Source organism: Gluconobacter potus (assembly GCF_015244705.1).
In the GTDB taxonomy this organism is placed as follows: Bacteria; Pseudomonadota; Alphaproteobacteria; order Acetobacterales; family Acetobacteraceae; genus Gluconobacter; species Gluconobacter potus.
The window spans coordinates 39,334-54,410 of sequence record NZ_JABCQF010000003.1 but is presented as its reverse complement, the minus strand read 5'-3'; the positions used below and the strand labels follow the sequence as shown (position 1 = coordinate 54,410).

13 protein-coding genes are annotated in these 15,077 nt (G+C 61.3%); 5 read left to right on the top strand and 8 right to left on the bottom strand.

The genetic code is table 11. The features are described 5' to 3' along the window. Window positions 1–126: 126 nt before the first annotated feature. Complete coding sequence (locus HKD31_RS06655) at window positions 127–714, bottom strand: HD domain-containing protein (RefSeq protein WP_194265338.1); 588 nt, start codon at window positions 712–714, stop codon at window positions 127–129. A gap of 15 nt (window positions 715–729) precedes the next feature. Here HKD31_RS06655 and HKD31_RS06650 point away from each other — a divergent pair, with 15 nt between their 5' ends. From HKD31_RS06650 to HKD31_RS06635, 4 genes are all read left to right on the top strand, one after another. Further along, on the top strand, window positions 730–1,074 hold the full coding sequence (locus HKD31_RS06650; protein ID WP_194265337.1) for a hypothetical protein: 345 nt from the start codon (window positions 730–732) through the stop codon (window positions 1,072–1,074). Between the two features lie 22 nt (window positions 1,075–1,096). After that, window positions 1,097–1,324, top strand: a complete 228-nt coding sequence (locus HKD31_RS16250; RefSeq protein ID WP_155723197.1) for a hypothetical protein — start codon at window positions 1,097–1,099, stop codon at window positions 1,322–1,324. Window positions 1,325–1,463: 139 nt separating this feature from the next. Then, window positions 1,464–2,885 (top strand): siroheme synthase CysG, encoded by a 1,422-nt coding sequence (cysG, locus tag HKD31_RS06640; protein ID WP_194265336.1) that lies wholly within the window; start codon window positions 1,464–1,466, stop codon window positions 2,883–2,885. Window positions 2,886–3,037: 152 nt separating this feature from the next. Further along, window positions 3,038–3,994: a glutaminase gene (locus HKD31_RS06635; RefSeq protein WP_194265335.1), complete on the top strand. Its 957-nt coding sequence runs from the start codon at window positions 3,038–3,040 to the stop codon at window positions 3,992–3,994. A 3-nt stretch (window positions 3,995–3,997) separates the two neighbouring features. Here HKD31_RS06635 and HKD31_RS06630 read toward each other — a convergent pair whose 3' ends face one another. Next, window positions 3,998–5,332, bottom strand: a complete 1,335-nt coding sequence (locus tag HKD31_RS06630) for an Nramp family divalent metal transporter (RefSeq protein WP_194265334.1) — start codon at window positions 5,330–5,332, stop codon at window positions 3,998–4,000. Between the two features lie 169 nt (window positions 5,333–5,501). Here HKD31_RS06630 and mntR point away from each other — a divergent pair, with 169 nt between their 5' ends. Then, window positions 5,502–5,993, top strand: a complete 492-nt coding sequence (gene mntR / locus HKD31_RS06625; RefSeq protein WP_194265333.1) for a manganese-binding transcriptional regulator MntR — start codon at window positions 5,502–5,504, stop codon at window positions 5,991–5,993. Window positions 5,994–6,002: 9 nt separating this feature from the next. On the opposite strand, the gene HKD31_RS06620 is transcribed toward mntR, so the two are convergent. The 6 genes from HKD31_RS06620 to metH all read right to left on the bottom strand — a co-directional run bounded on the left by HKD31_RS06620 (window position 6,003) and on the right by metH (window position 15,032). After that, window positions 6,003–6,821: a DeoR/GlpR family DNA-binding transcription regulator gene (locus HKD31_RS06620; protein ID WP_062455291.1), complete on the bottom strand. Its 819-nt coding sequence runs from the start codon at window positions 6,819–6,821 to the stop codon at window positions 6,003–6,005. Window positions 6,822–6,938: 117 nt separating this feature from the next. Then, the gene (mqo, locus tag HKD31_RS06615; RefSeq protein WP_194265332.1) at window positions 6,939–8,441 is read right to left on the bottom strand and encodes a malate dehydrogenase (quinone); all 1,503 of its coding nucleotides are present in this window, start codon (window positions 8,439–8,441) and stop codon (window positions 6,939–6,941) included. A gap of 56 nt (window positions 8,442–8,497) precedes the next feature. Further along, window positions 8,498–9,916, bottom strand: coding sequence for an FAD-binding oxidoreductase (locus HKD31_RS06610; RefSeq protein WP_194265331.1), 1,419 nt, complete (start codon window positions 9,914–9,916; stop codon window positions 8,498–8,500). A gap of 144 nt (window positions 9,917–10,060) precedes the next feature. Beyond that, entirely contained in the window at window positions 10,061–10,507 is a 447-nt protein-coding gene (locus tag HKD31_RS06605; protein WP_194265330.1) for a hypothetical protein, read from the bottom strand. Between the two features lie 101 nt (window positions 10,508–10,608). Next, window positions 10,609–11,487, bottom strand: coding sequence for a formyltetrahydrofolate deformylase (gene purU, locus HKD31_RS06600; protein WP_194265329.1), 879 nt, complete (start codon window positions 11,485–11,487; stop codon window positions 10,609–10,611). Window positions 11,488–11,525: 38 nt separating this feature from the next. Beyond that, window positions 11,526–15,032, bottom strand: a complete 3,507-nt coding sequence (gene metH / locus HKD31_RS06595) for a methionine synthase (RefSeq protein ID WP_194265328.1) — start codon at window positions 15,030–15,032, stop codon at window positions 11,526–11,528. Window positions 15,033–15,077 lie beyond the last annotated feature (45 nt).

Here is a 15,077-nt window from a genome sequence, read left to right as displayed (position 1 = left end):
TGCGGGCCTGGAACGTCCGCATCAGATGCAGAATGTCACGATTCTGTAAGGATATCGTAACAGCGGAAGGCCATTTGGAGCCGTTTCTGGCGGATTTATGTTACGGTGTCGAGCACAAAGGGCTGTTCAGCCGGGAACCATGTTCCGGTTTCGCATCATATTCCGGCGCGTTTCTTCATCGAGAATGGCGCGGATCTGGCGCGTCAGTTCCGTGGCATCGGTATATTGGCGGCCATAGGTCAGATTGAACGTATGGTCGAAATCATCCGGATTGAGACCGGCATTGTGCTGACTGATGGTTTCGATCTTGTCGAAGGCCTTGGCCAGCCGGGCTTCGGGAGAGGCCGCGTTTTCATATTCGTCCCACAGCGCCAGAAACTCGGCCTGAAGTTCCTCAGGCAGCGGCGCCATGATCGTCAGCAGATCCTCGCGTTCCTGCGCGGACTTGTTGGCCGAGGCGTGCAGCGAGATCGCGGGTACATCACCGTGAATGGCTTCCCCGAGATCATGCAGGATGCAGATTTTCAGTAGCTTCAGAAGGTCGATGCCCTCAAGCTGGTCGGCGAAGGTCATGACCAGCAGGCAGAGCGCCCAGGTATGCTCCGCCGTGCTCTCGGTCTGGCCGCCATGGGTGTAGGTCCGCCTCAGGATGTCCTTGAGGCGCGACGCTTCCCGGAGAAAGTCGAGACGCTTTTCAAGATCGCCTTTTGTCATGCTGGGGTCCTGTCTGTGGCGATGCGCATCGCGGCGGTGGCGAAAGCCTTATCCGACCAGCGCATGCAGGACTTCATATCCCACAAAGACCGCAGCGACCAGAACCCCGAGCAATACAAGAAAACCGGGACCCTCCTGAATGGACTTGAAGATTTTCACTATCAACTGAGCCATGAAACCTCTGCCCTGAAAAGAAGTGCAGTCCGGGAGAGCCAGTCAACAGGACCTCTGTTCGCGAACGGTTATAGCATTTCCATGCACCTGTCTGGCGGAATATCCCCGCAAAATCGGATGCTGTCATTGTCCGTTACGTTCCTGTCCTTGAGAATACCATATTTCATCGGGCATCCTCGGCACTGAAACATTGCTGATGGAGCATCTTATGAAAAAGATTCTTGCTCTGGCTCTCGGAGCCGGTCTGACCCTGTCGCTGACCGCCTGTGACGGTCCTTACGATGACCGCCGCGGCGGCGAACATCACCATCATCGTGGCGACCGCGGTGAGGGTCAGGGTGGCATGGGCGGCCAGGGTATGGGTGGTGGCCAGGGTATGGGCGGCATGAATGGCGGCGGCATGGGCGGTGGTCAGGGGGGACAGGGCGGCTGGTAACAGCGCCCGCCGGGACGTGCCGGGCAAAGGCACGTCCCCGAACCTGAAGGCACGGAACTGCCGGATTTGACCTTCCGGCCGGCCTGTCGCTGAATGCGGCACGCAAGCGTCTCCCCCGATCCGGAAAATCCGTGCCTCGATGAATACCCAGCCTCACCATTCCAGCCCGGATTCCCCTCAGGACGGCGGCTGGTTTCCCATTTCCATCCGTCTTTCGGGCGCGCGGGTCCTGCTCGTGGGCGGCGGAGAAATCGCCGTCAACAAGGGACGGCTGCTGCTCGATCACGGAGCGCGGATCGACGTCCTGGCCGAAAAACTGCACCCGGTCGTACAGGGCTGGGTCGAGAATGACAGGGTACGCCATGTGGGCGAACGCGCGGATGAGGCGGTCTTGCGCCATCTGCTTCCGGGCTGCCGGCTGGTCTATGCCGCGACCGACAGCCGGAACACCAACCGGCAGGTTGCTGCTCTGGCTGATGCACTGAATATCCCCGTCTGCGCGGTGGACGATCCCGGACCTTCCAGTTTCATCACGCCCGCTCAGGTGCGCCGGGGCATGGTGCGTGTGGCCGTATCTACGGGAGGCGCGGCCCCTGTTCTGGCGCGCCGCCTGCGCGAACAGATCGAGACACTGCTGCCGGAAGGCACAGGCCGTCTGGCGGCCTATATGCAGTCCCGCCGGGCGCTCGTTTCGGGGCGCTATCCCAATGTTCAGGATCGCAAACGCATCTGGGAGGATTTTCTGGATGGTCCCGGCGCGGAAGCTGCGCGTTCTGGTGATGAAAGCAGGGCGGATACGCGACTGGAGGCGCTGCTGGACGGGGAGCGCAAGGCGGGAGAGGTCTGGCTGGTCGGGGCCGGTCCCGGTGATCCGGATCTGCTGACCCTCAAGGCGCTGCACCTGATGCAGAATGCGGATTCCGTTCTTTATGACAATCTGGTCTCGCCAGCCTTGCTGGATATGGTGCGCAGGGACGCCGAACTCGTCTTCGTCGGCAAGCAGCGGGACCGTCATGCCCTGCCGCAGGACGAGATCAACCGCGAGATGGTCCGCCGTGCACAGGCCGGCGAGCGTGTCCTGCGTCTCAAGGGTGGGGACCCGTTCATTTTTGGGCGTGGCGGTGAGGAAATCGAAGCTCTGGTCGAAGCCGGGGTTGCCTTCCGGCTGGTCCCGGGCATTTCCGCCGCCAATGGATGCGCGGCCTATTCCGGCATTCCGCTGACGCATCGCGACTGCGCGCAGGCCTGCCTGTTCGTGACCGGACATGCAAAGGCGGACGGTGTTCTGGATCTGCCCTGGGACGACATGGCCGACCGCCGCCAGACGGTGGTGATCTATATGGGCATCTCGACCCTGCCGCAGCTTGCCGCCGGACTTCTGGGAAAAGGCCTGCCTGCCGACTGGCCGGTGGCGATTGTGGAACGGGGCACGCAGCCCACACAACGGGTCTTTACCGGGACGCTGGCCACCATCGTGCAGCAGGCGGCCGAAGCGAAGGTCAGATCGCCCGCGCTGGTGATCGTCGGGCAGGTGGTCCGGCATCGGGTCGTTTCGCCCTGACATGACGGGATCTGCATGGCTGGAAGACATTCTCTTTCAGCCATGCTTTGCGCGCATATCGCTCCGTATGATCCTGCGGGTTGCTCACGGGTTCACCTGTCTGTGAAACTCCTGTTCTTTCAGTCACATCGCGTTTCACAGTCCGGGGCCCCATGAGCACAGTTGCGTCCATTATCGTCTCGATCGCAGAGGAAATGCGCACGGCCTCCGAACGGGGCACGGTCGCCAATTACATTCCCCCGCTTGCACGGGTGGATCTGAACAGGTTTGGCATGGCCGTTGTGGGCATGGACGGGGAAACGCATACGGTCGGGGACGCGGAAATCCCGTTCTCGGTGCAGAGTGTGTCCAAGGTGTTCAGCCTGAGCATGGCGCTCAATGCCATGGGTGACGAACTGTGGGGACGGGTGCGTCAGGAGCCGTCGGGCAGCGCGTTCAATTCCATCGTTCAGCTTGAAAACGAACAGGGCATTCCCCGCAATCCGTTCATCAATGCGGGCGCCATCGTCATCGCTGACATTCTGGTCTCCCGTTATGGCCGTGAGAATGCCCAGACGCGTCTGCTGGAGTTTCTGCGTCCGCTGGTGAGTGACCCGTCCTCGATCGACATTGACACGGATGTCGCCCGGCAGGAGCGTGAGACCGGTTTTCGCAACATGGCGCTGGCGAACTACATGCGGACCTTCGGGAATATCCGCAATGTGGTCGAGGACACGCTGGATTTCTATTTCCATCAATGCGCGCTCACCATGAGCTGTCATCAGCTGGCGCAGGTCGGGACCTGTCTGATGACGGGCGGCCGGAACCCGCTTACGGGTGAGCGCATCATGTCCGAGCGCAATGCCCAGACGATCCTCGCGCTGATGATGATGTGCGGCCATTATGACGGTTCCGGCGCTTTTGCTATCCGTGTCGGTCTGCCGGGAAAATCCGGTGTGGGTGGCGGCATCCTCGCCATTGCGCCGGGTGTGGCGTCTATTGCCGTGTGGTCGCCGGGACTGAACGCGCAGGGCAATTCCCTGCTGGGGACCCGTGCGCTGGAACGGCTGGTGCAGCATACGGGATGGTCGGTTTTCCGGGCGAACCCGTGGGTCGCCAACCCGACCTAATGCTCAGCCCGCCAGCGTGTCGTAAAGCAGCTTGAAGTTCAGCAGCAGGATAAGTCCGGCAACGCCCCATGAGATTATGCGAACGGGGGCGGAAATCACGAACTCGCCCATTTTCCGGCGGTCCGAGACGAACATGACCAGCGGTATGACGGCAAAGGGCAGTTGCAGCGACAGGATGACCTGACTGGCCATCAGCAGATCGCCCACGCCCCGGTTGCCGTAAATCAGCGTGACGATTGCGACCGGCACAATCGCCAGCCCGCGCGTCAGAAGCCGTCTGGCCCAGTGCGGGATGCGGAGGTGCAGAAAGCCCTCCATGATGATCTGTCCGGCCAGTGTGCCGGTGATCGTCGAGTTCGTACCAGCCGCCAGAAGGGCCAACGCGAACAGCGTGGACGCCATGCCAAGCCCGAGGATCGGGGAAAGCAGCCTGTAGGCATCCTGGATTTCCGCTACGTCCTGATGGCCGGAAGTGTGAAACGCGGCCGCTGCCACAATCAGGATCGCCGCATTGATGAACAGCGCCAGCGTCAGGGCAATCGTGCTGTCCCAGGTCGTCCAGCGGATGGCGTCCCGCCGCCCCGCTGGTGTGCGCTCATAGGCGCGGGTCTGCACGATCGAGGAATGCAGATACAGGTTATGCGGCATGACCGTGGCACCAATGATGCCGATGGCGACATAGAGCATCCCCGGCGTCGTCACGATCTTCGGATCGGGGAGGAGCCCGGCCATAATGCTGTGGACGGGCGGGGCTGCTGCGACAAGCTGGATGCCGAAGCACAGCGCGATGATGCCTAAAAGCGCGATCACGAAGGCTTCCAGATACCGGAAGCCCCGGTTCATCAGCAGCAGGACCACCAGTGCGTCCAGAATGGAGAGCAGCGCGCCGCCCAGAAGCGGCAGACCGAACAGAAGCTGAAGCGCCACGGCCGTGCCGATCACTTCCGCCAGATCGCAGGCGATGATGGCCAGTTCGCAGGCCAGCCACAGCACGATGTTCACGCCCGGCGAGAAATGATCCCGGCAGGCCTGCGCCAGATCCCGTCCGGTCGCGATTCCGAGGCGGGCGGAAAGCGCCTGAAGCAGGATGGCCATCAGGTTCGACAGCATGATGACGCAGAGCAGCGTATAGCCGTAGCGCGACCCGCCCTGCAGGTCCGTGGCCCAGTTGCCCGGATCCATATAGCCGACCGAAACCATGAACCCCGGCCCAACAAAGGCCATGAAGCGCCTGAACCAGGACGCATCCGCTCCCGGAACCCGGATGCTGGAAAAGGCATCGGGCAGGCTCGGGCGCATCTCCGGGGATGGGGTGTGGGGCGAGGGGGTGTCTGACATCAGGGGTGTATTCAATCCCATCGGGAATGAATATTCAACATGCTATATTGATGAGCCTCATGAAAAACCGGGATATCGGGAAAACGTGATGGATCCTACTGGCATACATGTCAGGAATGTTTTATTCCGCCGTGAATAATGTTTTCTGCAGGGAGGCACAGGACGGCGCATGGAACGGAAAAGACGTCTCAGGGATCTCGCGCCCAAGGAGACGCTGCCTGACGTCGAAACTCATTCCGAAGGGTTCCGTGCCAATCGCGAGGCGCGGCGCAATGTGCTGGTCGAGGACTATGTTGAACTGATCTCGGATCTGCTGTCCGAAGGGCAGGAGGCCCGGCAGGTCGATATCGCCGGGCGTCTGGGCGTCTCACAGCCGACGGTGGCGAAGATGCTCGCCCGCCTTGCGACGGAAGGCTACGTGACGCAGAAGCCCTATCGCGGTGTTTTCCTCACGGCCGCCGGGCAGGACATGGCGGACAGGGCGCGGCACCGGCACCGGATCGTAGAAGCGTTCCTGCTGGCGCTGGGCGTGAGCGCGGAAAATGCCCGCGTCGATGCCGAAGGCGTGGAGCATTACGTCGGCAGCGAAACCCTGACCCTGTTCGAAAAGGCGCTCCGCGGAAACCTGAAACAGTTCATGCAGGCGCTGCCCGACGCCTGAGAACAGGAGTCAGGTGCAGATTTCGAGCTTCACGTCGTCCTGCGCCAGGGCCTTGGCAATGGACGGCTTGAGGTGGGAGTCCGTCAGAACCCGGTCGAATTCCGACAGGGACGCCAGACGGTGCAGGCCGCCCTTGCGGAACTTCGTGCTGTCCACTAGCAGGACGCACTGATCCGCGATGTCCATCATGGCCCGCTTGACCTTCACCACGTCCTGATCGTTCTGGAACGCGGTTCCGTTGTGGATGATGGATGTCGAGAGGAACATCATGTTCGCCCGCAGCGACTGCGCCGCCTGCTCGCAGACCAGACCGAAGAAGGCATTGCGCGGCGGGTTATAGTCGCCGCCAAGGCAGATCAGCTTCAGGTTGGGATAGGGCGAGAGCGCCTGGATCACGCCGACAGCGTTTGTGATGATCGTCAGTGGCGCCAGGGCTGGGAGCAGGGGCAGCATCGCCGCAACGGTTGTGGAGTCATCCAGAACCAGAACCTGTTCAGGCTGGATCAGCGAGATGGCCCGCTGGATGATGGCGTCCTTGAGATCCGTCGCCCGGGAGCGGCGGAAATTGACGGTTTTCTGTGTTGTAACCTTGTTGCGCAGAACGATGCTGCCATGCAGCTTGTCGATCAGACCCTGCTGGACCAGCGCATGTGCGTCGCGGTGGATCGTCATGCGGCTGACATCGAAACGCTCGGCCAGACCTTCGATCGTAGCACTACCGGTTTCGAGAAGAACGTCGAGGATCTGTTTCTGGCGGGCCGAATTATCCCGTCGTTTTGAACTCTGCGGCAAGGCGGTGGGGATCACGGAGCCCGGACCATCAGTCATGTCTCAAATCGATTCCTGAGCGTGAAAGCAAACAGATGAATGTAAAATCACATTCACCATATCAGGCCGGAACAGGTCTGTAACGCCTCATGAACACAATCCGGCCCCAAAAGGTGATCATCCGGCCTCACTCGCAATGCCCAGCACCTGCGCCGTGTCCCGGCGAAGCGTTGCGCAGGCGGCTGCATCCTGTGTCAGATCCACGTCATAGGCAGGGAAAACCTGACGCAGACGTGGCAGCCAGTCGCCCTCGACAAGGCGCTCCGGGAAACAGCCCTGTACGACCTGAAGTGCCACGGACGCCGCGATGGAGGCGCCGGGAGAGGCACCCAGCACCGCGACAAGGGAGCGGTCAGCGTTTTTGACGAGTTCGGTGCCGAAGCGCAGTTTCCCATGCAGGCCACTGTCCGGTCGGATGATCTGCACCCGCTGCCCGGCCACGACCTTGCTCCAGTCCTCGGGGCGCGCAGTGGGATAAAAGTCCAGAAGGGCCCGGAAACGCGCCTCGTTCGTCTGGATGACCTGCTTCACGAGATAGTCCAGCAGGCCGAGATTGTCTTTTCCGGCCGTCAGGGCAGGGATGATGTTTTTTAGTGTGAGGGAGCGGAAATAATCCGTCCACGACCCGCTCTTGAGAAATTTCGTGGAAAAGCCGGCATAGGGCCCGAACAGCAGGCAGGATTTCCCGTCGATCACACGGGTATCGAGATGCGGGACCGACATGGGCGGGGAACCGACGGGGGCCTTGCCATAGACCTTGGCGTGGTGCTGGCGCGTGATGGCCGGGTCGGTGCAGCGCAGCCACAGGCCGCTCACGGGGAAGCCAGCATAATGTGTCGCTTCGGGGATGCCGGATTTCTGGAGCAGCGGCAGGGCATTGCCGCCCGCGCCGATGAACACGAAGCGCGTCAGAACCGTCGTGGCGTGACCGTTTTCGGTGTCCGTTGCCGTAACGCGCCAGCGGCCGTCCTCGGTTCGGGTCAGATCCGTAACGCGATGGTTGTACTGGATGGAGACGTTACGGTCGGTCTTGAGCGATGCGGTCAGGGCATGTGTCAGGGCACCGAAATTGACGTCCGTGCCTTCCCTGATGCGCGTGGCCGCGACCGGCTGTGTTGTATCGCGCCCCGCCATGGCCAGCGGGGCCCATTGCGCGATGACCGCCGGATCATCGGTATATTCCATGTCGGCAAAGCAGTGATGGGCGACCATGGCCTCATAACGGGCTTTGAGGAACGCCACATTTTCCGCACCCCACACCAGACTGATATGCGGGCAGGGCTGAACGAACGCGGCCGGATCGGCAATGCGGCCTTCACGCACCCAGTGGGCCCAGAGCTGCCGGGAAAGGTCGAATTCCGTATTGACCGCCAGCGCCTTGGAGATGTCGACGCTGCCATCCGCGCGCTGTGGCGTGTAGTTCAGTTCGCAGTTGCCTGCATGTCCGGTCCCGGCATTGTTCCAGGCATAGGAGCTTTCCTGCCCGCAGTCGGAGAGGGTCTCGAACATCACCATCGAGAGCGACGGATCCAGCTCGCGCAGCAGGGCGGCGAGTGTTGAACTCATGATCCCAGCGCCGATCAGGACGATATCGGGGCAGACGTTGGAGAGTGACGACATGGTGCTGAAATCCGGCAGGGACTGGAAAGAAAGGCGGCTGAAAGATCCCCGAAAGCTCAGCCCGTGTAAACAGGACCGGGCGGCAGGAGTTTGCCGGGATTGAGGATATGGTGCGGGTCCATCGTGTTTTTCAGGGCGCGCATCACGCTGAGGCTTCCAGGCCCATGCTCGGTTTCGAGAAACTCCAGCTTGCCCATGCCGACACCATGTTCACCGCTGCATGATCCGTTCAGCGACAGGGCGCGGGCCACGATTTTGCGGTCCAGATCCAGGGCGAGCTGGTGCCCTTCGGCGGTGTCATCCGTGATGATGAGGGTATGGAAATTGCCGTCTCCCACATGGCCCAGAAGGGGGGCGCGCAGGCCGGAGGCCTCGATATCACGGTGCACGCCCTCGATCAGTTCGCCCAGACGGGAAATCGGGACGATGCAGTCCGTGGAAATGACGCGCGCGCCCGGAACGATGGCCTTGGCCGCCCAGTAGGCGTCATGCCGCGCTTTCCACAGGCGGGTGCGCTCCTCGGGGCTTTCGGCCCAGGCAAAGCCCAGCCCGTTATTGCCGGACGCAATGGCTTCCGTCGTCTCGACCTGCTCCCGTACTGACGCCGGCGAACCTGTGAACTCGAAAAACAGCGTGGTCAGGGGCAGGTATTCGCTCAGGCCGGAATACTGGATGGAAGCCGCCATCTGCACGCTGTCCATCAGTTCTACGCGGGTGATGGGGATGCCGCACTGGATGATTTCCATGGCGGTTTGCACGGCGTCATGCAGGTTCTCGAACTGGCAGATCGCGGCCGAAACACTGTCCGGGCGCCCGTGTAGCCGAAGCTGGACTTCCGTGATGATGCCGAGCGTGCCTTCCGAGCCGATGAACAGGGACGTCAGGTCATAGCCCGTGGAGGATTTGCGCACGCGGCCGCCTGTGCGGATGACTTCGCCGGTTGCAAGAACGACGGTCAGGCCCAGCACATTCTCTTTCATCGTGCCGTAACGCACGGCAGCTGTTCCCGAGGCGCGGGTGGCGCACATCCCGCCGATCGTGGCCTCTCCGCCCGGATCGACCGGGAAAAACAGGCCCGTATCGCGGATTTCGACATTCAGGGTCTGGCGCGTGATGCCGGCCTGGACCCGGCAGTCCAGATCCTCGGCGTTCAGTTCCACAATGGCGGTCATGCGGGACAGATCGAGGCTGATGGCCTGTTCGGGCGGCACGACATGGCCTTCGACCGAGGTTCCGGCGCCGAACGCCACGACCGGAACGCGCCATTCATGGCAGTGTCGCAGAACAGTTGCGACATCCTGCGTGTTCTCCGCAAACACCACCGCCTCGGGCAGGCGGGAGGCATTCATGGCCTCGCCGTGGCTGTGTTCTTCGCGAACGGACGGTGCCGTGCTGATCCGCTCGCCCATGACGGGCTGAAGGGCCTTGAGAACGGCCTGAAGACGGTCCGGAGCGGAGGCGGAAGAGACGGTCATGAACAGGATCCGGCATGGAGAAAGGATGCCCTTCATAGGCTGGATCGGAGTCCTGGGAAATATCTTCGGATCGTTATGGGGCTATAAAATGGAATAATCTGTCGGGAAACGAATATACGATGCAAGATCAGATATTATGCGTGCTTATCGCAGGAAAATATTGCTCGCCCGGCTGACGAAAATATAGGTGCGGTAATCGTCCTTGTTGTTCACGATGATCCCCTGTTCCAGATCAGCGCCAACCTTCATGGCCGATCCGATCACCAGGATCTTGCGGTTCAGGACCATCTTGCGGAAATCGCCGCCGAAACGGATATCGGCGTTATAGGCCACAGCGGACGTGATCTGCACGGCCACATTGGCCCGGTCCAGATAGGTGTCTTCCGAATTGAGGAAGACCATCTTGTTGAAGACATTCACGCTTTTCACGGTCATGACGAACGTGCCGGGCACGACGGTCCGGTTTGTGGTCTCACGCAGGGTATCCGCCGGGGTCAGCCGCTTCTCAAGGACCAGGTCACCGGAACAGGCAGTCTGCGCGACCAGCGACGTGAACAGGGCAAGTGAAAGAAGGGTTTTGCGGACGGTCATCTGAATATTGCTGCCGGCTGTGAACATGCCGGGTCGAGCCTAGGAGAGAATATTCCGGGTGTCGTGCGAAATATTCATGTCCTGTCGACGAAAAGCAGGGCTCAGGGCGTGAAGACGACTGTCCTGTTGCCGTTGATGATGGTCCGGCGTTCAATGTGATACCGGACAGCACGCGCCAGAACCCGGCGTTCGATATCGCGCCCTTTGCGGATCAGGTCATCGGGCGTGTCGGCATGGGAAATGCGCTCCACATCCTGTTCGATGATCGGGCCTTCATCCAGATCGCGCGTGACGTAATGGGCAGTCGCGCCGATCAGCTTCACACCCCGCGCAAAGGCCTGATGATAGGGACGTGCGCCCTTGAAGCCGGGCAGGAAGGAATGGTGAATGTTGATGCAATGCCCCGACAGGCTGGCAGCCATCTCATTGGACAGGACCTGCATGTAGCGCGCGAGAATGACCAGTTCGGCTCCCGTTGAGGCAAACAGGTCCAGAATTTGCGCTTCCTGCACGGGCTTTGTGTCTTTCGTGACGGGAAGGTGGTGGAAGGGGATGCCGTAGAAATCCAGATCCGCGAAGACCTCTCGCGGATGGTTCGACACGATCCCGACCGGCTCGATCGGCAGTTCCCCAATCCGCCAGCGATACAGCAGATCCACCAGGCAGTGATCGAAACGCGACACCATCAGCAGGACCTTCGGCTTCACGCTCCGGTCATGCAGCGCCCAGTCCATGCTGAACGTATCACCCAGAACAGCCAGCGCGTCGCGAAGCTGCTCCATGCTGGTCTGGCCATCCGTGATTTCGAACACGATGCGCATGAAGAAGACCGTGCTGTCCCGGTCATCGAACTGCTGGGCTTCGGTGATGTTGGCGTTCAGTTCCGCAAGCCTGCCGCTGATTGCCGCCACGATGCCCGGGCGGTTGGGGCATGAAAGCGTCAGGACATAGGTGGTCTGCGGAACTGATGGGGCCGTCATGGACTGTCTTTTCTCGTCTTTTTTAAAGCCTGCCGTCCTCAGACGGTGAAGTATTTTGCCCGTGGGTTCAGCATCACGAGCGCGGATGTCGACTGCTCGGGGTGAAGCTGATAGCCGTCTGAAAGCGACACGCCGATGCGTTCGGCATCCAGCATTTTCAGGATCGGTGCCTGATCCTCAAGCCGGGGGCAGGCGGGATAGCCGAAGGAATAGCGCGAGCCGCGATAGGACTGTGACAGCAGCTTCTCCATGTCGCGGTCGTCTTCGCCGGCAAAGCCCAGCTCGGCGCGGATGCGCTTGTGGGTGTATTCCGCCATGGCTTCCGCCATCTCGACCGACAGGCCATGCAGGTACAGATAATCCTGATAGCGGTTTTCCTCGAACCACACCCGCGCCAGATCGGACGCTTTTTGCCCGACGGTCACGACCTGAAGCCCGACCACATCGCGCACGTCATCGCTGATGTCGCGCACGAAATCGGCGATGCACTCGCCGTCATCCTTGGGCTGGCGCGGCATGGTGAAACGCGCGGCTTCCGTTTTGCCGTCTTCCTCGAACAGCACGAGATCGTTCCCGTCGCCCGCAGCCTTCCAGTATCCATAGATCGCCTGCGGCCGGATGATGTCCTGTTCCGCACTCAGCGCCAGCATGCGCTTCAGCACGGGGCGGAGCTCAGTCTTGGCGTATTCCATGAACTCGTCGAGCGAGCGGCCCTGTTTCCGGAAGCCCCACTGGAACTGGTACAGCGAGCGTTCATTGAGGAACGGCAGAACCGCGTTCGGCGTCGCTTCGAGAACACGTCCGCCCCAGAATGGCGGTGTGATGACCGGCTCGGAGCCTGAAATCCGCTCACGCCGGGCCTTGGCAGCCTCGCGATCCACCACGCCAAAGCCCCGTGTTTCCGCGATTTCCGGTGCACGCGCCGTCTTGCGGCTCGCCTGGCTGGCGCGACGCGTCTGGATCGCGCCAAGATAGGAATCGAGTTCCTTGTTGGCGATCTTGTCCATCAGGCCCAGACCATCGAACGCATCACGCGCATAGGCCACGCGCCCCGGCTCACCGGCGCCATAGGAGCGGGCGCATTCTTCCTCGACATAATTCCGGGTGAGGGCCGCACCGCCGAGAATGACCGGAACGTCAAAACCCTGACGGTGCATTTCCTCAAGGTTTTCGCGCATGATGACCGTGGACTTCACCAGAAGCCCGGACATGCCGAGCGCGTCCGCCTTGTGTTCCTTCACGGCCGCGATCATGTCCGCGAGCGGCACCTTGATGCCCAGATTGATGACCTGATAGCCGTTATTGGTCAGGATGATGTCCACGAGGTTCTTGCCGATATCGTGCACGTCGCCCTTGACGGTGGCGAGCACCATCGTGCCGCGATGCTGGCCTTCCACGCGCTCCATGTGCGGCTCGAGCCAGGCCACGGCCGTCTTCATGGTCTCGGCGGATTGCAGTACGAACGGAAGCTGCATCTTGCCCGAACCGAACAGCTCGCCCACAACCTTCATACCATCGAGCAGGACATTGTTGATGATGTCTAGCGGCGGCATTTCCGCCATCGCATCTTCCAGATCCTGTTCGATGCCTTTGCGGTCACCGTCCACGATCCGGTCTTTCAGACGCTCCGCCGGGGTCTCTGCGCGGCGCTTCTTGACGGCATCGGCAGCTTTACGGCCTGCAAACAGCTCCAGCAGCTTCTGGAGCGGATCATAGTCCTCAGTGCGGCGGTCAAAGATCAGGTCTTCCGCGACCTTGACCTCTTCCGGGGCAATCAGATGCAGCGGGCGGATCTTGGAGACATGCACGATCGCCCCCGTCATGCCGGCCTTGACCGCATGATCCAGGAACACCGAGTTCAGCACCGCACGCGCGGCCGGGTTCAGGCCGAAGGAGATGTTCGACAGGCCAAGAATGATCTGGATGTCGGGGAACTTGTCGCGGATCAGCTTGATGCCCTCAAGCGTCCACTGGCCGAGCTTGCGATCGTCTTCCACACCTGTGGCGATGGTGAAGGTCAGCGGATCGATCATCAGATCGGACTGTGGCAGCCCGTACTGGGTGCAGGCGAACTCGACCAGACGTTCGGCAATGCGAAGCTTGTCCTGCGGCTCTTTCGCCATGCCGACTTCATCAATCGTGAGTGCGATCATGGCCGCGCCGAACTTGCGGGCCAGTTTCATGCGGTCATGGGCCTGCTGTTCGCCATCCTCGAAATTGATCGAGTTGATGATGGGCTTGCCGCCATGCAGCTTGAGCGCGGCCTCAATGACCGGCGTTTCCGTGGAATCGATCACCAGCGGCGCATTCACGGACGATGTGAAACGCGTGACGACCTCATTCATTTCACGGACTTCATCCCGCCCGACGAAGGCTGTGCAGATGTCGAGCGCGTTGGAGCCCTCGGCCGCCTGTTCACGCCCGATGGCAACGCAGCCATCCCAGTCATTGGCTTCCTGAAGCTCACGCCATTTCTTGGAGCCATTGGCGTTGCAGCGCTCGCCGATGGAGAAATAGCTGTTTTCCTGACGCAGCGGCGTCTGGGTGTAGAGGCTGGAGACCGACGGCATCCAGACCGTGCTGCGCTTGACCGGGGCAGGACGGAGTTTTGTGCCACCAAGGCGACGCAGCATGCCGTCGAGCGCCTGGATATGCGGCGTGGACGTGCCACAGCAGCCGCCGATCAGGTTCAGCCCGTCTTCCTTGACGAAGCGCTCCATCCAGACGGCCATTTCCTCGGGGCTGAGCGGATAGACGGTCTTGCCGTCCACAAGCTCGGGCAGACCGGCATTGGGCTGCATGGAAATGAGACCGGGCCAGTTCTCCGACAGCCAGCGGACATGCTCGCCCATTTCCTGCGGGCCAGTCGCGCAGTTCAGGCCGAGCGAGGGGACGTCCAGCGCCTGAACGGTTGTGGCGGCAGCGGCGATATCAGGGCCGACCAGCAGCGTGCCAGTGGTCTCGACCGTCACCTGCACGAAGATCGGCGCATCGGAGCCGAGTTCGATCCGGGCAATCTTGGCAGCATTCACAGCCGCCTTGATTTGAAGCGTATCCTGACACGTCTCGATCAGGAACCCGTCCACGCCGCCATCAATCAGGCCGCGGCACTGTTCGACCAGACCGGCTTCCAGATCGTCATAGGCAATGTTGCCCAGCGTCGGCAGCTTCGTGCCCGGACCGATGGAGCCTATGACGTAGCGGTGCCGCCCGTCCGAGAACGTCTCGGCGGCCTCGCGGGCCAGTGTCGCGGCCGTGCGGTTGATTTCGCGCGTGCGGTCCTGAAGTCCGAACTCCGCCAGCGTGACGATGGAGCCGCCGAAGGTGTTGGTCTCCACCATATCCGCACCGGCCTCGAAATAGCCGCGATGGATTTCACGGACGAGTTCGGGGCGCGAGAGGTTCAGGATTTCGGTGCAGTTTTCCTGCCCCCAGTAATCGCGCTCGACTTCCAGATCCAGCATCTGCACCCGCGATCCCATGCCGCCATCGCACAGCAGGACCTGATCGGAGAGGGCATCAAGCAGATGGGGACGTGAGGACATGGGCAGAAGGCTCTGTAACTGGGAATGACGGGAGAAGGCTGGCCC